The organism is Mesorhizobium sp. NZP2077, from assembly GCF_013170805.1.
In the GTDB taxonomy this organism is placed as follows: Bacteria; Pseudomonadota; Alphaproteobacteria; order Rhizobiales; family Rhizobiaceae; genus Mesorhizobium.
The window spans coordinates 3,619,662-3,635,256 of sequence record NZ_CP051293.1; the positions used below are offsets into that span (position 1 = coordinate 3,619,662).

Genomic DNA, 15,595 nt, shown 5'->3' on the forward strand with positions numbered 1-15,595 from the left:
AGGGGCCCAGGCTTCAGGCCTGGACCGGTATCATGATAATTCTGCCCCAATCGCGCTGGGGTGCTCTTTCCCCAGCGACATCGGCTGTCGCGCCGTATGAAGCTGGGGTTCGCTGGTTTTTGATGGGATTGGCATTGCCAGGTCAGGCATCCGGGATACGCCCGCCGCTTGGCGTGGAATAAGCGTTTCGTTTGATATTCCGGGTCTTAGAGCGATAAGTTCTCAAATCGAATCGCGTCTGCACGCGAGATGCATCGGATTTCCGCGAAACCGATTTCCGCTTTGAGGTCCGATGCTCTAGACCTGAGACACAATTTTTCCGGGATGGCGGGAGGCGCTGGTGGAGCACGAGCAGACGACCTCCGCCAGGGCGGCTGACGACGCCCATGCCGACATCTATGGCGAGGACGGCGCGGTCCTTTCGTCCTTCCTTGCCCAGATCGGAGCAGCGCTCGCCGACCGCGATACGTTGGCCCTCAAGCATGAAGTCGACCATCTGCACCAGTCGGAACTCGGCGACCTGATCGAGGCGCTGCATCCTGAGCAGCGGCGGACCCTGGTCGAGCTGCTGGGCGCCGATTTCGACTTTTCCGCGCTGACCGAGGTCGACGAGGCGATCCGCATGGAGATCGTCGATCACATGCCCAATGCGCAGATCGCGCAGGCGGTGCAGGCACTCGATTCCGACGACGCTGTCTACATTCTCGAGGACCTCGAAAAGGAAGACCAGGACGAGATCCTGTCGCAACTGCCGTTCACCGAGCGGATCAGGCTGCGCCGCTCGCTCGACTATCCCGAAGAGACCGCCGGGCGGCGCATGCAGACGGAGTTCGTCGCGGTGCCGCCGTTCTGGACCATCGGCCAGACCATCGACTATATGCGCGAGGACAAGAATTTGCCTGAGCGCTTCAGCCAGATCTTCGTCATCGACCCGACCTTCAAGCTGCTCGGCGCCATCGACCTCGACCAGATCCTGCGCACCAAGCGCACGGTCAAGGTCGGGGAGGTCATGCATGAGACGCGGCACGCCATTCCGGCGACGATGGATCAGGAAGAGGCCGCGCGGGAGTTTGAGCAGTACGATCTGCTTTCGGCCGCCGTCGTTGACGAGAACGAGCGGCTGGTCGGCGTGCTGACCATCGACGATGTCGTCGACGTCATCCAGCAGGAGGCCGAGGAAGATCTGCTGCGCATGGGCGGCGTCGGCGACGAAGAGCTTTCCGACAGCATTTTTTCGACCTCGCGCTCGCGCGTTCCCTGGCTGCTGATCAATCTGTTGACGGCATTCCTGGCGGCGTCGGTGATCAGCCTGTTCGACCGCACGATCGAGCATATCGTGGCGCTTGCCGTGCTGATGCCGATCGTCGCCGGCATGGGCGGCAATGCCGGCTCGCAGACCATGACCGTCACCGTGCGGGCGCTGGCGACCAGGGATCTCGACATCTACAATGCCGGCCGCATCATCCGCCGCGAAATGGGCGTCGGCTTCATCAACGGCATTATCTTCGCCATCCTGATCGGCATCGTCGCAGCGGCCTGGTTTCGCGATCCCAATCTCGGCGGCATCATCGCGGCGGCGATGATCATCAACATGTTCGTCGCCGCTCTTGCCGGTATCCTGATCCCGCTGCTGCTCGACCGGTTCAAGATCGATCCGGCGGTGGCTTCGGCGGTGTTCGTTACCACGGTCACCGATGTCGTCGGCTTCTTTGCCTTTCTTGGTCTCGCCACATGGTGGTTCGGCGCCGCATGAGTGGCCTCAATTGACTTTTACGTAAATGCCGTGCGAGGCTCGCGCGGGGTGCTGCATCGATTCCGGCGTGGCAAGGGTTTGGTTCGGGACAGAAGGCGACGCCGCATGGCCATCGCCAGGGATTCCGGCGGGCGGGAGTGACAATGCGGGAATATTATTCGATCACTGAGCTGACCCGCGAATTCGACGTGTCGACGCGGACGCTGCGTTTCTATGAGGATGAGGGACTGGTGCAACCGGTGCGGCGTGGCCGCACGCGGCTGTTTCGCCCGTCCGACCGCCATCTCATCCGGCAGATCATGCGCGGCAAAAGGCTTGGCTTCTCGATCAACGAGATCCGCGAAATCATCCAGATGTACAAGGAGCCTCCGGGCGAGGTCGGTCAACTCAAGCTGATGATCAAGCGCATCGAGGAAAAGCGCGAAGATCTGAGGCAAAAGCGCCGCGACCTTGAGGAGACGCTGGCAGAGCTAGACCAGGCAGAGGAATCCTGCGTCGAGCGCTTGGTGGAGCTTGGCGTCAATACGTAACGCCACTCAAATCCAGCGCCGAACCCTTTTGGCGTAGTCGCGGTATTTCTTGCCGAATTTCGCCGCCAGGATCTTTTCCTCGCCCTCGATCGCGACCTTCTGCGTGGCGAAGGCGGCGATGAAGGCCAGCGGCAGGAACCAGACGATCCCCGAGACAAAGGCGACGCCGATCAGCAGCAGCGTGTTGGCCAGATACATCGGGTTGCGGGTGATGCCGAAGGGGCCTGTGGTGACGAGGTGGTCGGGTACCGCGTTGGGGTTGAACGTCGTCTTGGCCCGCATCATGGTGCGGATGGCGGTGAACCAGAGTGCGGCGACACCGAACAGCGCCACCCAGCCGGCGGCGAACAGGATGTCGCCCAGAAGGTCGCCGATCCAGGGCAGGGGATAGAGCATGCCGAGGATGACGCTGATGGCGATCGCCGCGGTGTAGATCACCGGCGGCCACGGTATCAGTCCCGGCTTCGGTTGGGTTTCGGTCATTGCGTTCCTCCCTCGTTCATCTTGTCTTCGGTCTGGGCCGTGCAACTGGCGGCCAGATCGCCCAGATGCGCCCGGAATTCGGGACTCTGGTCGTTATTCTCGAGCCGATCAAGCGTGGCCTCGCCCTCGATCGTCGTCAGCATGCAACCGCAATAGCTGGTGCAGAAGGTTGCGTTGCGAATCTGCTCGCACGAGCGTTGGCAGGTTTTCAGGAAGTTCACCTGCGGGGTTTCGACCTGGGCCGGCATCATCTGCGAAAACAGCCAGACGCAGCCGATCAGCAGCGGCTGGTGGATCAGGTAGAAAGCGAGGCTGTGGCGGCCGATGAAGAGCAGCGGATTGGCCCAGCGGCCGGGCACCAGGCTTGCCAGCCGCGCTCGTGTACCGGACGCGGAAGCGAGTTTCGCCACCCCGATGCCGATCAGCACCGCGCCGAACCATGGAAACAGCGGTACATAGTCGTTGGAGCGCGGATTGATCGCCGACAGGCCGATCCACCACAGCCAGGCGTGATCCAGGGCCTCGAAGCGCAGGTAGACGGGGGCGGCGATGACAAGCGCGGCAACGACAAGCGTCAGCAGGGCCGGCAGCCGCAGGAAGGCGAGTCCGAGCAGGCTGGCGAGCGCGATCTCGTGCAGGATGCCGAAGAAAATGAATCCATCCGGCGTCGCGATGCGGGTGACCACCGAAATGGCGATCGCCGCGCCAGCGACCATGGCGAAGCGCTTCCAAAAACCGTTCCAGCGGATCTGCTGGCCGTGCGCCAGGTAGAGGCTCACGCCGACCAGGAACAGGAAGGTCGAGGCGATGCAGCGCGCGTAGATCTTCCACCAGCCGAAGGCGGTAAGGCCGGGGTCGGTGTAGCCGAAGAACTCCAGATCCCAGGTGAAATGGTAGCTCGCCATCGCCAGCAGCGCGATGCCGCGCACGATGTCGATGACGACTATGCGCCTGGATGGCTCCGGAACGGGTGCGGTCGACGTTTGGATACTCATGGTCTCGCGATCTGATTCAGCCCCGCCTGAGGACTATCACGGTTGGACGGGACAGAAGAAGGCCGGGAGCACGGCTATGCAGGCACCGGGGTCGAGCAACGCTTTAGGCCAGCACAGGAAAGCCTTTGACCGGTTTCGCTTTTTGCCGGTTATGCGTCGGTTTCCTCTTAATTACCCGGAACCGAGCGCGGCAGATTTGGCAGGTGATTCTGCTTTGGGGAAGCAATGTCCACCCATGTGCGCCACCCGATCTGGCTCCCGGCCCTCAAGGCCGCGGATGCGCGCACCTTCGCCTCGCTCTATGCGGTCGAATCCTTCGCCCGCGCCACGGTGTCGAGCGTCATCCCGATCCAGGCCTACGAAATCCTCCACAACGAGCAGATCGTCTCGATCCTCTACACCATCGTGGCGATGCTCGGCCTGTCGGTGACCTTGTTCATGCCGATGCTGATCCGCCGCTTCGCCCGGCGCTGGGTCTACACTGCGGGCGCCTGCCTGCTTGCTATCGGTTCGCTGTTCTTCGTCACCCACACGCTTGCGGGGCAACTGGCGGGCATGCTGTGCCGCGTCATGGGCGCCAGCGCGCTCTCCATCACGCTCAACCTCTACATCATGGACCACATCCGCAAGACCGACTTCATGCAGGCTGAATCGCTGCGCATGGCGTGGTCGATGTTTGCCTGGACCGGCGGGCCGACGCTCGGCATCTTCCTCTACACGCGCTTCGGCATCTATGCCGCGCATGGCGCGGTGGCGGTGTTCGCGCTGGCCCTGCTGGCGCTGTTCTGGACCTATCGGCTGGGCGACAACCAGTCGATCCGGCCGGGCAAGACCCGGCCGGCCAATCCGCTCGCCAATATCGGCCGCTTCGTCGCCCAGCCCAGATTGAGGCTCGCCTGGCTGATCGCCTTTGGCCGGTCCTGCTTCTGGTCGACGTTCTTCGTCTATGGACCGCTGTTCATGGTCATCACCGGCGAGGGGAAGCTGGCCGGCGGCCTGCTGGTCTCGGCCGGCAATGCGCTGCTGTTCATGGCGATCTTCTGGGGCAAGGCCGGAAAGCGCTTTGGCGGCCGCAAGACCATGACCTTTGCCTATTTCGCCATGTCGGCGATGCTGCTGGCGGCGGGCACGGTGGGAGCGACAGCGCCGTTGCTGACCGGCGCCTTTCTGCTCGGTGGCGCGTTCTTCACCATTGCGCTCGACGCGCTGGGCTCGACCGCCTTCATGCGCTCGGTGCGCTCCTATGAGCGGGCGCAGATGGCGGCGGTCTACCGCACCTATCTCGATTTTTCCGAGCTGACGCCGCCGCTGGTTTATTCCGTAGTGCTGATCTTTTTCGGACTGGGCTCGGTGTTCATCACGCTCAGCCTGCTGGCGGCGGTTTGCGGCTTCGTGACGTGGCGTTACCTGCCGAAGTCTCTCTGACGATCAGGGCATTGACCAAAGCGCCGCGTGGCGCTCGCGCACCCAATTGTGGAAGCGGTGCAGGTCATATTCCTCGGGCATCAGCACGCCAGATTGGTGGCGCATCGAGCGCAGGCCCCTCTGGTTGACCTCGCAGATCGCCGCATCCTCTTCCAGCACCTGTGTGCCGAAGGCGACGATGTTGTCGATGTCTGTCGCGGCCAGCGCCTCGGGCGCGAACAGCCATTCGGCGACAAGCTCCGTCTGCTCGGGGCCGAGCGGCAACAGGCGCACGGTCCTGACATAATCGACATGACCGACGATGAACATCGAGGGCAGGCTGGTGGCATAGGTCTGGCCGGCGGCGCGTTCGGCTGGCGTCAACCCCGAGAAGACCGGCCCGTGCGTCCGGCCATCGCGCGACCAGGTTTCGGCGCCGGCGCGCAGGCCACCGGAAAACTCCGGCGCGTCATTGTCGGCATGGCGCGTCCATTCGGGATCGTCATGCCGGCTCATCAGGCCGCGGCCATAGATCGGCACCAGCCGCGACAGGTCCTTGTGGACGCCCGGGCAGTGCAGGCACTCGTTGAAGTTTTCCCAAAAAATCTTCCAGTTGCAGTTCATCACCTTGCGCAGCACATGGCCTGAGACCAGCGTTTCCAGCGGCCAGTTGCCGAGATTGCCGGAGGCGGGATCGAAGGATGCCTGCGCCGAGCCGCCCGCGTTCTCCAGTAACGCGTCCTCGTGCAGATTGATGAACACGAAGCCGCGCCACACCGACAGCGCGACGCGATAAAGCGGGTGGTCGGCCTTGTCGAAGCCGTCCGGCAGCGATTTCGACGGCACGCGCACGAGGTCACCGCGCAGCGAATAGGACCAGGCATGGTAGGGGCATGTGATCAGCCGCGCCTTCAGCCGGCCCTCGCTCTCCTGGCACAGCTGCGAGCCGCGATGGCGGCAGGTGTTGTGGAAGGCGCGCAGCTCGCCGGTGTCGTCGCGCAGCACGATGATATCCTGCGTGCCGATGCGGAATCGGCGGAAGGCCAGCGGCTGGGCCAGATCGGTCTCGCGGCAGACAAGCAGCCAGTTTTTGTACCAGATGGCATCAAGGTCACGCTGATAGGCCGCCGCATCCCAATAGGCCGATGAGGGCAGCGTGGGTTCGGCCTGGGTCAGGCCGTTATAGGGATCGCGCTCGCTCGCAATGGGCTGCATGGCTGGCTTCCTGTGAGGACGCCAGCCGACACCCGGCCGGTGCAATTGTCAATTGTCGTGCCCAGGACCACCTGACTTGTCGGCATGGCGCAATCGCGCTGATTGCCGGCGGAATTTGGTTTGCCGCGTGTCGTGATTTTCCCTATAGTCACATGGTCGTCGGTTCCGTTTTGGAGCCAAGAGGGAATGCGGTGCGGGCTCGTTTGTTGCCCAATGCCGTGGCTGCCCCCGCAACTGTGTGCGGTAGTCCTCTCCATATGCCACTGAAGATTCGTCTTCGGGAAGGTGGAGAAGGGCGCTGATCCGCGAGCCAGGAGACCTGCCGACGACGGCAAAACTGACAGGCCCTCGGGTGGAGGGTGAAAGGACAAGATATGACTACCGCTTCCGTCTCCCTCGGTGCCTCCGTCTCCTCGCAGTCGCGCTTCATGCAGCTCGCTCTTGCTGCGTTTCTCGGCATTTTCGTGATGGGCTTTGTCGGCTTCTCGCATATCGATGCGATCCACAATGCGGCTCACGACTATCGCCATTCGATGGCGTTCCCCTGCCACTGACGAGGATCTAACATCATGAACCTGTTTCGCAACGTCGTGTTCATCGCGGCGATCGCAGGGCTCGTGGCTGGCGTCGTCCTCGCCTGCATGCAGGCCTATGCCACCGTGCCGCTGATCCTGAAGGCGGAAGTCTACGAACAGGCCGGCGGTGGCCACAAGCACGACCATGCCGCGGCACCGGCCGCAACGGATACCACTGCCATGAGCACGGCCGCCCCGGCGGGGAATGCCATGAGCACTGCGGCGCCGGCCCTGGCCGAAGCGACTGCTCCGGCGGAAGACGAGGGTTGGACGCCGGCGGACGGTTTCGAGCGTTTCGCCTTCAGCGTGCTTGCCAATATCGTCACCGGCATCGGCTTTGCGCTGATCCTGGTCGCTGTTTCGGAATTCGCTGGTGGCATCGGCACCTGGCGCCAGGGCGTGTTCTGGGGCCTGGCCGGCTTTGCCGTGTTCACGCTGGCGCCTGGTCTCGGTCTGCCGCCGGAACTGCCGGCCATGCCTGCGGCCGATCTGACGCAGCGCCAGATCTGGTGGTGGGCAACGGTGGCGGCGACCGCAGCCGGGCTCGGCCTGATCGCGTTCCGCAAGTCGCTGCCGCTGGCGATCCTGGCCGTGGCCTTGATCGTCGCGCCGCATATTGTCGGCGCGCCGCAGCCCGGCAGTTACGAGACAGCAATTCCCGAAGGTCTGCATCACCAGTTCGTGGTGGCGGTGACGGTGACCAATCTGGTGTTCTGGCTGGTGCTTGGCGCCGTCGTCGGCGTGGTGCGCGGACGCTTCACCGGCACCGCGACCAGCCTGCGCGACAGCTTTGCCTGATCGCGGCAAGCTGACCTTCATCATCGGCGGTGCGCGCTCCGGAAAGAGCGGGCACGCCGAAACCCTGGCGACGGAGTTGCCGTCACCATGGATTTATATTGCCACCGCGCAAGCCTATGACGACGAGATGCGCGAGCGCATCGCGCTGCACCGCTCGCGGCGCGGCGAGGGCTGGACGACCATCGACGCGCCGCTCGACCTTGCCGGCGCGATTGAGGCCCTGCCAGACAACCAGCCGGTGCTGGTCGACTGCCTGACGCTGTGGCTGACCAATCACATGCTGGCCGATCACGAACTTGAGCTGGAATGCCGGCGGTTGGCGGATGTGCTGTCGTGGCCGCGCGGGCCTTGGTTCGTGGTTTCAAACGAAGTCGGGCAAGGTATCGTGCCGGACAATGCCCTGGCGCGCCGTTTTCGCGATGACGCCGGGCGTCTCAACCAGCAAGTCGCGGCGATCGCCGATACGGTGCTGCTGATGGTGGCGGGGCTGCCGCTCAAGGTGAAATGAGATGACCGACATCGACAATAAGGACGAAGAGCGCCATCGCGCCAAGATGGCCAAGCGCAAGGCGGTGCAGGACGCCGAGGTGGCGAGCAAGACGGTCGAGAAGGGTCTGCTCATCGTCAACACCGGCCCGGGCAAGGGCAAGACGACGGCCGCCTTCGGCCTGGCGCTGCGGATGCTCGGCTATGGCAAGCGCGTCGGTGTCGTCCAGTTCATCAAGGGCAAATGGCACACTGGCGAGAAGGATGCGTTTGCCGCCTTCGGTGATCGTGTCGTCTGGCACGCGATGGGCGAGGGTTTTACCTGGGAGACACAGGATCTGAGGCGCGACATCGCCGCGGCGCAAGCTGCCTGGGCCAAGGCGCTGGAGTTGATCGCCGATCCGTCGATCAGTCTTGTCGTGCTCGACGAGCTCAACATCGCGTTGCGCTACGATTATCTTGACCTCGAAGAAGTGGTCGCTGCGCTGAAAGCGCGGCGCGAAGGCCTGCATGTTGTCGTCACCGGCCGCAATGCCAAGCCGGCCCTGGTCGAGGCCGCGGATCTGGTCACCGAGATGGGCGTGACCAAACACCATTTTTCGGCAGGCGTGAAAGCACAGCAGGGGATCGAGTTCTAGAACACCAGAACCGCGATCACCGAAACAACAGCGAATAGCGCGATCAGCAGATAATCGGCGACGCGGTAGAGTTTCAGCGCCCGCCTGATGTCGCCGCTGTCGACGTCGCGTCGGCCGCCTTCGCCCATGAAGACGTCGTCGACCACGATGCCGCCATAGCTGCGTGGCCCGGCGAGCGCCAGGCCAAGCGCGCCGGCCATGGCGGCTTCCGGCCAGCCGGCATTGGGTGAGCGGTGCTTTTTCGCGTCGCGCCACACCGCTTGCCGGGCGCTGCGGGGATCTGCATCCTTGACCAGAAAAGCCGCCAGCACGATCAGCAGCGCCGTCAGCCTCGACGCCGGCAGGTTGATCCAGTCGTCGAAGCGTGCGGCTGCCCAGCCGAAGGCTTCGTGACGCGGGGTACGGTGGCCGATCATCGAATCGGCGGTGTTGGCGGCCTTGTAGGCAGCGCCTCCGGCCAATCCGCCGACGCCGGTCCAGAAGGCGGGGGCGACGATGCCGTCGGAAAAATTCTCGGCCAGGCTTTCGATCGCCGCGCGGCAGACGGCGGCGCGGTCGAGCGCTTCGGGATCGCGGCCGACGATTCGCGAGACGGCGACACGGCCCATGGCGAGGCCGCCCGAGTCCAGCGCGTCGGCAACGGCCTCGACATGGTCGTAGAGGCTCTTCTGCGACAGAAGCGATGTCCCCAGAAGGGCGGCGATGAATAGGCCGAACGGAACGAACCAAAGCAGGACAAGCTGCAAGCAAAGGCCGATCACCGCCGGCACGAGCACGATGATCAGCAGCGCCTGGACACCGCGTTGGTGACGCAGGGCGTCGGGATCAGTGGCGCGGTTGAGCCTGCGATCGAGAAAGGATATCAGCCTGCCGAACCACGTCACCGGATGGCCGATGGCGCGGAACAGCCAGTCCGGGTAACCGAGGGCGAATTCGACGGCCAATGACAGGAAAGCGATCAGGACTGACATGAAGCTTCTTGATGGAGCGGTGGACCATGGTGGAAGTCTTGGCCGGGCGAGGGTGCTTTTCCCCAACGCCGTGCTGCCTTTCGTCGACCTCTCGACTGGTATCAACCCGCACTCCTATCCGCTTTTCGACCTGCCCGCCACCTCGCTGTCGCGATTGCCGGAAGCCGGGCGCGGGCGCGAGCTGACCGAAATCGCGGCAAGCACCTATGGCGCGCCGTCGCCAGCCAATGTCGTCGCGGCGCCCGGCACGCAGATCCTGCTGCCGCGCGTGGCCTCGCTGGTCAGGCCCGGCAAGGCATTGGTGCTGGGGCCGACCTATGCCGAACATGCCCGCGCAGCGGCGATTGCCGGGCATCAGGTGGGCGAAATCGGCGATTTTGCGGCGCTGGCAGGTGCCGACGTTGCTATCATCGTCAATCCGAACAATCCCGATGGCCGCGTCATCGAGCGCGACCGGCTGCTGGCGCTGGCCGCCGGGCTGCGCGCAAAAGGCGGGCTGCTGGTCATCGACGAGGCCTTCATGGATGTCGGCCCGCGCCAGCACAGCCTCGCCGGTGATGTCGACCAGGGCGGCATCGTCGTGCTGCGCTCGTTCGGCAAGTTCTTCGGCCTGGCCGGCCTGCGGCTTGGCTTCGCGCTGTCCGATGCCTCGACAGTCCAACAGCTGGAGACGCAACTCGGCCCATGGGCCGTCGCCGGTCCGGCGCTCGAGTATGGAATCCGCGCGCTTGCCGATATCGGCTGGCAGGACGCGATGCGGGCATCGCTTGCCGAGGCAGCCGCGCGGCTCGACGAACTGTTCGCCCGTTTCGGCGTGTCCGTCGCGGGCGGCACCACATTGTTCCGTTATCTCAGCCTGCCGGATGCAGCCGGCCTGTTTTCGGCACTTGGCGAACGCGGCGCCCTGCTTCGGCATTTCTCCGACCGGCCGCATGTCCTGCGCGCCGGTCTGCCGGGGAGTCAGGAGGAATGGCAGCGGCTCGAATCCGCCCTTGCCGAATGGGCGGCGCGGCGCGAGGATCGATCAAAGGGTTCAAGAAAATGATCCATGTCTGCTCGCTGGCGAAGATCGAGGAAACGGTGGCAAGGACGGGTGCCGACCGGGTGCTGTCGCTGCTCTCCGCCGGAACGGAGGTGGTTCGCCCGGCCTCGATTTCGAGGGAAAACCATTTGCATCTGGTCATGCACGACATCGCGGTGGCGCAGGACGGCATGACCATGCCGGGCGAGGAGCATGTCCGTAATCTGCTCGATTTCGCGCGCCGCTGGGATCGAGCAAAGCCGATGGTGGTGCATTGCTATGCCGGCATCAGCCGCTCGACCGCCTCGGCCTATATCATCGCCGCCGCACTCTCGCCAAAACGTGACGAGGCCGAACTGGCGCAGACATTGCGGGCGCTGTCGCCTTCGGCGACACCCAATCCGCGCCTGATCGCGGTGGCCGACGCTCTGCTTGAGCGCAATGGCCGCATGATCGAGGCGATTCAGTCGATCGGGCGCGGTGCCGATGCATTCGAAGGCACTCCGTTCGCGCTGAGGATCGATAGTTAGGCGGCTACTTCAGCCACTCGGCGAGCTTCGCCTTGCGCACATCCCTGAGCAGGCTGATGAAGCCGTCGGCTTGATGCTCTGCCGTCAGCCTACCTTTTTCCGCAGTCGCGATGCTGGCGTCGCCGACCACGCCGTTCGGGTTGAGATCGCTGGCGATCCAGGCGAAGGCGTGGGTGCCGGTGTGGCGCAGCAGCGCGAATTCCTTCTCGGCCTTGGCGACATTGGAAACGAAATTGTCGGCCTTGCCCATGTCAACCAGATCCGGGCGGAAATGCAGCATCAAGGACGTCTCGACATCGCCGCCATGGATGCCGTGACGGTCCTCGAGCTCGGTGTACATGCCGGCCGGGCGGCCAAAGCGCTGCCAGCTGGTCTTTACCGCCAGCATCTTTTCGCGCACGCGCAATTCACGCGTGATGATGCCCATGATCTCTTCATTGCCGCCGTGCGAGTTGACGACGACGAGCTTGCGCACGCCGGCGTGCGCGATCGACAGGCCAAGCTCGGTCCAGGCGTCGACCAGCGTCGTTGCCGGCAAAGTGAGGGTGCCCGGCGCGTGCAGATGCTCGTTCGACTTGCCGACCGCCTGGACCGGCAGGATGCGAATGTCGAGATCGTCGGGCAGACGGGCGATCACGGTGTCGAGCATGCCGTTCATGATCGAGGTGTCGGTCGAGACCGGCAGATGTGGTCCGTGCTGCTCGATCGCCGCCACCGGCAGAACGGCGATCGTCGCCTCCGGATCGATCGAGGCATATTCGGTGGTCCGGTAGTCGCCCCACCAGGCGCGTCTTTTCGCTACGGTCATGTCATGCCTCTTGAATGGTTAGGGGAGACCTAGCGCGGCGCTGGCAGCCTGTCGATCACCCGGCCGCGATGGCCTCGACCTCGACCTTGAATTCGGGTCGGGCAAAACCGCTGACGATCATCAGCGTCGAGGCCGGCGCCGGGCTCGAAAACAGCCGGTCGCGGACATCCATATAGGGGCGCAGATGCGCTCGGTCGGTGACATAGGCGTTGATGCGAACGACATCCCCGAGCCCCAGTCCCGCTTCTGCGAGGATCGCCTCGATGTTGCGGAAGCAGAGCTCGGCCTGCGCGCCGGCGTCCTCGGGAATCTGGTCGTCCGCCGTGATCGCCACCTGGCCGGAGCACATCACCAGCCGCTTGCCCGGCGGCACCTCGACGCCGTGGCTGTAGCGGGCAAAAGGCGGCTTGATCGACTTCGGGGCGAGGAATCTGAACATGGCAATCTCCTGGATATCGCCAGCCTAAGGCGGGATGCGTTACAGCTTCAAGATGGCGGTGCATGTTGCCCGTGCGATTGTGGACAGGCGTTCAAAAAATAGGCACGATGCCTCCGGTGCAGCACGACCTTTCCGGCTTTCGCAGATGGCTGTGGTGCAGGCGGGCGGGTCCCGGCGCGAGACGCCGGTGGCATGTGTCTTGCTTCTTGAATCTTTGGTGTCGAGCCTGGCGCGTGGCGCCGGAGCAAACAGAGGGTGGTTGTCGATGTACGCAAAACAGAAGATCTCGGTCGCGGTGGTGGCCTTGCTGGCAGCCAGCACGCTGGGTGCCGCGGCGAATGAAAAAGTCACCTTCGGCACCAACTGGTTGGCCGAGCCGGAACATGGCGGCTACTACCAGGCCGTGGCGGACGGTACCTATGCCGCCTGCGGCCTCGACGTCACCATCATGCAGGGCGGCCCGCAGGTCAGCGGGCGGCCGATGCTTTTGGCCGGCAAGATCGACTTCTACATGGGCGGCAATCTGCTGTCGGCCTTCGATGCCGTCCAGCAAGGCATTCCGATGCGCGTGGTGGCCGCAGACTTCCAGAAGGACCCGCAGGTCATCATGTCCCATCCCGGCGAAGGGCTGGACAAGTGGGAGGATCTCAAGAACGCCGACCAGTATATTCTGGGTGACGAAGGCGTGCAGACATTCTTCCAGTGGATGGTCACGGCGCTCGGCTTCGACGCCGCCAAGCGCGCGCCTTACACCTACAACACCGCTCCTTTCATCGCCAACAAGAAGTCGATCCAGCAGGGCTACGTCACCTCCGAGCCGTTCGCGGTCAAGAAGGAAGGCGGCTTCGTGCCGAACCAGTTCCTGCTCGCCGACTATGGCTGGGATACCTATTCGACAACGATCGAGGTGATGCAGGACACGATCGACAAGAAGCCGGAGGTCGTCCAGTGCTTCGTCGATGGCTCGGCCAAGGGCTGGTACAAATACCTCTACGGCGACAACAAGGCCGCCAACGACATGATCAAGAAAGACAATCCTGACATGAGCGACGACCAGATCGCCTTCTCGATCGAGCAGATGAAGAAGTTCGGCCTTGCCGATTCCGGTGACACCGAGAAGCTCGGCATCGGCGCCATGACCGATGCGCGCATCAAGAGTTTCTACGACAAGATGGTCAAGGCCAAGGTCACACCTGAAGGCATCGACATCACCAAGGGCTACACGTTGGCCTTCGTCAACAAGGGCGTCGGGCTCGACCTGAAGAAATAGGCCAGCCTGGGCATGATAGGGGAAAAGGTGGCGCGAGCGCCGGCATCGGACGTCGCTCCGACCTTGCTCGCGCTGCGCGGCGTCGGCAAGGTGTTTTCCAACGGCGTGACGGCGCTGAGTGATGTCGACCTGACCATCCGGGAAGGCGATTTCCTCAGCCTGCTCGGGCCGTCCGGCTGCGGCAAGTCGACCGCACTGCGGCTGATCGCCGGCCTGTCGACGCCGACCTCCGGCGTGCTCGACTGGCGCGGCGGCGGTTCGCTCGACCGTGCCAATATCGGCTTCGTCTTCCAGGAGCCGACGCTGCTGCCCTGGGCCAGCGTCTTCGACAATGTCTGGCTGCCGCTCAGGCTGAAAGGCATTTCCCGCGCCAAGGCGGCGCCAGCGATCACGCAGATGCTGGCGCGGGTGCACCTGACCGGTTTCGAGGACGCCGTGCCGCGCGAACTGTCGGGTGGCATGAAGATGCGCGTGTCGATCGCGCGCGCCATGGTCACCAAGCCGCGCGTGCTGTTGATGGACGAGCCGTTCGCGGCACTGGACGAGATCACCCGCTTCAAGCTCAACAATGATCTGCTGGAGCTTTGGCAGGACGAGCGCTTCACCGTTGTCTTCGTCACCCACAGCGTCTTTGAAAGCGTGTTCCTTTCCAACCGCGTCGTCGTCATGGCGGCGCGACCGGGCCGGGTCTTCGACGAACTCGCCATCGAGGCGTCCTATCCGCGCGATGAGGTGTTTCGCACCTCGCCGGACTATGCGGCCCTGTGCCGGCAGGCCTCGGACGTGTTGGTCACTGCCATCAATTCAACAGCAGGCGCGCATCATGACGGCCATTGACGAGCAGGTGCTCCAACTCGATCCCGAGGAAGCGCGGCGCGTGCGCCAGGAACAGTTTGAACGGATCGGCCGCTGGGTTCTGCCGCTGGCGATCATGATCCTGGCGATCTGCCTGTGGGACCGCATCTGTGTCTGGAACGAGATCCCGCAATACATCCTGCCGCGCCCCGGCTTGGTGTTGCAGACACTCTTCAACGACGCCGGCCTGCTGTTCTCCTCGCTGCTGGTCACCTTGCGCATCACCTTCCTCAGCCTGGCTTTGGCTGTCATCGGCGGCGTCGGTCTGTCGGTGCTGTTCACGCAATCGAAATGGGTCGAGATGTCGTTCTTCCCGTTCGCCATCGTGCTGCAGGTGACGCCGATCGTGGCGATCTTTCCGCTGATCAACATCTATGTGAACAACCAGACGACCAAGCTTCTGCTGTGCGCCTGGATCGTCGCCTTCTTTCCGATCCTGTCCAACACCACGCTTGGTCTCAACTCCGTCGACCGCAATCTGCGCGACCTGTTCAAGCTCAATGGCGCGACGCGCTGGCAGCAGCTGCGCTATCTCCGACTGCCGGCGGCGATGCCGTATTTCCTCGGCGGGTTGAAGATCGCCGGCGGCCTGTCGCTGATCGGCGCCGTCGTGGCGGAGTTCGTCGCCGGCACCACCGGCCAGTCGTCGGGGCTCGCCTCCCGCATCATCGAGGCCGGCTATCGGCTCAACGCGCCAAGGCTGTTCGCGGCGCTGTTCCTGATCTCGCTGACCGGCATCCTGATCTTCCTCGTGCTGTCGCTGATCTCGCATCTCATTTTGCGGCGCTGGCACGAGAGCGCACTGAAGCAGGAGCGGTAGTGCC

18 protein-coding genes and 1 riboswitch are annotated in these 15,595 nt (G+C 63.8%); of the genes, 12 read left to right on the forward strand and 6 right to left on the reverse strand.

What is annotated here, in order from left to right; genetic code table 11:
* Positions 1-340 precede the first annotated feature (340 nt).
* Both mgtE and HGP13_RS18000 read left to right on the forward strand, forming a co-directional pair.
* On the forward strand, positions 341-1,753 hold the full coding sequence (gene mgtE / locus HGP13_RS17995) for a magnesium transporter (RefSeq protein ID WP_172227823.1): 1,413 nt from the start codon (positions 341-343) through the stop codon (positions 1,751-1,753).
* Between the two features lie 143 nt (positions 1,754-1,896).
* Entirely contained in the window at positions 1,897-2,283 is a 387-nt protein-coding gene (locus tag HGP13_RS18000) for a MerR family DNA-binding transcriptional regulator (RefSeq protein ID WP_006203215.1), read from the forward strand.
* 6 nt (positions 2,284-2,289) lie between these two features.
* Here the strand turns inward: HGP13_RS18000 and HGP13_RS18005 are convergent, their stop codons facing one another.
* Both HGP13_RS18005 and HGP13_RS18010 read right to left on the reverse strand, forming a co-directional pair.
* Positions 2,290-2,766, reverse strand: a complete 477-nt coding sequence (locus HGP13_RS18005) for an isoprenylcysteine carboxylmethyltransferase family protein (RefSeq protein ID WP_172227825.1) — start codon at positions 2,764-2,766, stop codon at positions 2,290-2,292.
* Positions 2,763-3,761: a DUF1624 domain-containing protein gene (locus HGP13_RS18010; RefSeq protein ID WP_172227827.1), complete on the reverse strand. Its 999-nt coding sequence runs from the start codon at positions 3,759-3,761 to the stop codon at positions 2,763-2,765. The genes HGP13_RS18005 and HGP13_RS18010 overlap by 4 nt, the downstream gene beginning before the upstream one ends.
* Before the next feature lie 225 nt (positions 3,762-3,986).
* Here HGP13_RS18010 and HGP13_RS18015 point away from each other — a divergent pair, with 225 nt between their 5' ends.
* On the forward strand, positions 3,987-5,186 hold the full coding sequence (locus HGP13_RS18015; RefSeq protein WP_172227829.1) for an MFS transporter: 1,200 nt from the start codon (positions 3,987-3,989) through the stop codon (positions 5,184-5,186).
* 3 nt (positions 5,187-5,189) lie between these two features.
* Here the strand turns inward: HGP13_RS18015 and HGP13_RS18020 are convergent, their stop codons facing one another.
* Positions 5,190-6,380 carry an aromatic ring-hydroxylating dioxygenase subunit alpha gene (locus tag HGP13_RS18020; RefSeq protein WP_172227831.1) on the reverse strand — a complete coding sequence of 397 codons (1,191 nt, stop codon included), beginning with the start codon at positions 6,378-6,380 and terminating at the stop codon, positions 5,190-5,192.
* 143 nt (positions 6,381-6,523) lie between these two features.
* Positions 6,524-6,722: riboswitch (cobalamin riboswitch) on the forward strand.
* 32 nt (positions 6,723-6,754) lie between these two features.
* Between HGP13_RS18020 and HGP13_RS18025 the strand changes: the two genes are divergently transcribed.
* The 4 genes from HGP13_RS18025 to cobO are packed head-to-tail and all read left to right on the forward strand — an operon-like array spanning position 6,755 to position 8,877.
* A complete protein-coding gene (locus HGP13_RS18025) occupies positions 6,755-6,934 on the forward strand; it encodes a CbtB domain-containing protein (RefSeq protein WP_172227833.1) in 180 nt (59 codons plus the stop codon).
* Between the two features lie 15 nt (positions 6,935-6,949).
* On the forward strand, positions 6,950-7,753 hold the full coding sequence (locus tag HGP13_RS18030) for a CbtA family protein (protein ID WP_172227835.1): 804 nt from the start codon (positions 6,950-6,952) through the stop codon (positions 7,751-7,753).
* A complete protein-coding gene (cobU, locus tag HGP13_RS18035) occupies positions 7,746-8,261 on the forward strand; it encodes a bifunctional adenosylcobinamide kinase/adenosylcobinamide-phosphate guanylyltransferase (RefSeq protein WP_172227837.1) in 516 nt (171 codons plus the stop codon). The genes HGP13_RS18030 and cobU overlap by 8 nt, the downstream gene beginning before the upstream one ends.
* A 1-nt stretch (position 8,262) precedes the next feature.
* A complete protein-coding gene (cobO, locus tag HGP13_RS18040; RefSeq protein WP_172227839.1) occupies positions 8,263-8,877 on the forward strand; it encodes a cob(I)yrinic acid a,c-diamide adenosyltransferase in 615 nt (204 codons plus the stop codon).
* On the opposite strand, the gene cbiB is transcribed toward cobO, so the two are convergent.
* A complete protein-coding gene (gene cbiB / locus HGP13_RS18045) occupies positions 8,874-9,848 on the reverse strand; it encodes an adenosylcobinamide-phosphate synthase CbiB (protein WP_172227841.1) in 975 nt (324 codons plus the stop codon). The genes cobO and cbiB overlap by 4 nt on opposite strands.
* Here cbiB and cobD point away from each other — a divergent pair.
* Both cobD and HGP13_RS18055 read left to right on the forward strand, forming a co-directional pair.
* Positions 9,847-10,893 (forward strand): threonine-phosphate decarboxylase CobD, encoded by a 1,047-nt coding sequence (cobD, locus tag HGP13_RS18050; RefSeq protein WP_172227843.1) that lies wholly within the window; start codon positions 9,847-9,849, stop codon positions 10,891-10,893. The genes cbiB and cobD overlap by 2 nt on opposite strands.
* On the forward strand, positions 10,890-11,399 hold the full coding sequence (locus HGP13_RS18055) for a tyrosine phosphatase family protein (protein WP_172227845.1): 510 nt from the start codon (positions 10,890-10,892) through the stop codon (positions 11,397-11,399). Before cobD ends, HGP13_RS18055 begins: the two co-directional genes overlap by 4 nt.
* 4 nt (positions 11,400-11,403) lie before the next feature.
* On the opposite strand, the gene HGP13_RS18060 is transcribed toward HGP13_RS18055, so the two are convergent.
* Entirely contained in the window at positions 11,404-12,207 is an 804-nt protein-coding gene (locus HGP13_RS18060) for a creatininase family protein (protein WP_172227847.1), read from the reverse strand.
* 55 nt (positions 12,208-12,262) lie between these two features.
* A complete protein-coding gene (locus HGP13_RS18065; RefSeq protein WP_172227849.1) occupies positions 12,263-12,646 on the reverse strand; it encodes a RidA family protein in 384 nt (127 codons plus the stop codon).
* Positions 12,647-12,911: 265 nt separating this feature from the next.
* Here HGP13_RS18065 and HGP13_RS18070 point away from each other — a divergent pair, with 265 nt between their 5' ends.
* From HGP13_RS18070 to HGP13_RS18080, 3 genes are read left to right on the forward strand one after another with little or no spacing between them, the layout of a single operon-like run.
* The gene (locus HGP13_RS18070; RefSeq protein WP_172227851.1) at positions 12,912-13,916 is read left to right on the forward strand and encodes an ABC transporter substrate-binding protein; all 1,005 of its coding nucleotides are present in this window, start codon (positions 12,912-12,914) and stop codon (positions 13,914-13,916) included.
* A gap of 12 nt (positions 13,917-13,928) precedes the next feature.
* A complete protein-coding gene (locus HGP13_RS18075) occupies positions 13,929-14,753 on the forward strand; it encodes an ABC transporter ATP-binding protein (RefSeq protein WP_172227853.1) in 825 nt (274 codons plus the stop codon).
* Complete coding sequence (locus tag HGP13_RS18080) at positions 14,740-15,591, forward strand: ABC transporter permease (RefSeq protein WP_172227855.1); 852 nt, start codon at positions 14,740-14,742, stop codon at positions 15,589-15,591. Before HGP13_RS18075 ends, HGP13_RS18080 begins: the two co-directional genes overlap by 14 nt.
* Positions 15,592-15,595: the final 4 nt, after the last annotated feature.

What these genes read in the sequence shown, in the direction of transcription:
- HGP13_RS18000 (WP_006203215.1), top strand. Translation starts at nt 1,897, where the DNA reads ATGCGGGAATATTATTCGATCACTGAGCTGACCCGCGAATTCGACGTG.
- HGP13_RS18005 (WP_172227825.1), bottom strand. Translation starts at nt 2,766, where the DNA reads ATGACCGAAACCCAACCGAAGCCGGGACTGATACCGTGGCCGCCGGTG.
- HGP13_RS18010 (WP_172227827.1), bottom strand. Translation starts at nt 3,761, where the DNA reads ATGAGTATCCAAACGTCGACCGCACCCGTTCCGGAGCCATCCAGGCGC.
- HGP13_RS18015 (WP_172227829.1), top strand. Translation starts at nt 3,987, where the DNA reads ATGTCCACCCATGTGCGCCACCCGATCTGGCTCCCGGCCCTCAAGGCC.
- HGP13_RS18020 (WP_172227831.1), bottom strand. Translation starts at nt 6,380, where the DNA reads ATGCAGCCCATTGCGAGCGAGCGCGATCCCTATAACGGCCTGACCCAG.
- HGP13_RS18025 (WP_172227833.1), top strand. Translation starts at nt 6,755, where the DNA reads ATGACTACCGCTTCCGTCTCCCTCGGTGCCTCCGTCTCCTCGCAGTCG.
- HGP13_RS18030 (WP_172227835.1), top strand. Translation starts at nt 6,950, where the DNA reads ATGAACCTGTTTCGCAACGTCGTGTTCATCGCGGCGATCGCAGGGCTC.
- cobO (WP_172227839.1), top strand. Translation starts at nt 8,263, where the DNA reads ATGACCGACATCGACAATAAGGACGAAGAGCGCCATCGCGCCAAGATG.
- cobD (WP_172227843.1), top strand. Translation starts at nt 9,847, where the DNA reads ATGAAGCTTCTTGATGGAGCGGTGGACCATGGTGGAAGTCTTGGCCGG.
- cbiB (WP_172227841.1), bottom strand. Translation starts at nt 9,848, where the DNA reads ATGTCAGTCCTGATCGCTTTCCTGTCATTGGCCGTCGAATTCGCCCTC.
- HGP13_RS18055 (WP_172227845.1), top strand. Translation starts at nt 10,890, where the DNA reads ATGATCCATGTCTGCTCGCTGGCGAAGATCGAGGAAACGGTGGCAAGG.
- HGP13_RS18060 (WP_172227847.1), bottom strand. Translation starts at nt 12,207, where the DNA reads ATGACCGTAGCGAAAAGACGCGCCTGGTGGGGCGACTACCGGACCACC.
- HGP13_RS18065 (WP_172227849.1), bottom strand. Translation starts at nt 12,646, where the DNA reads ATGTTCAGATTCCTCGCCCCGAAGTCGATCAAGCCGCCTTTTGCCCGC.
- HGP13_RS18070 (WP_172227851.1), top strand. Translation starts at nt 12,912, where the DNA reads ATGTACGCAAAACAGAAGATCTCGGTCGCGGTGGTGGCCTTGCTGGCA.
- HGP13_RS18075 (WP_172227853.1), top strand. Translation starts at nt 13,929, where the DNA reads ATGATAGGGGAAAAGGTGGCGCGAGCGCCGGCATCGGACGTCGCTCCG.
- HGP13_RS18080 (WP_172227855.1), top strand. Translation starts at nt 14,740, where the DNA reads ATGACGGCCATTGACGAGCAGGTGCTCCAACTCGATCCCGAGGAAGCG.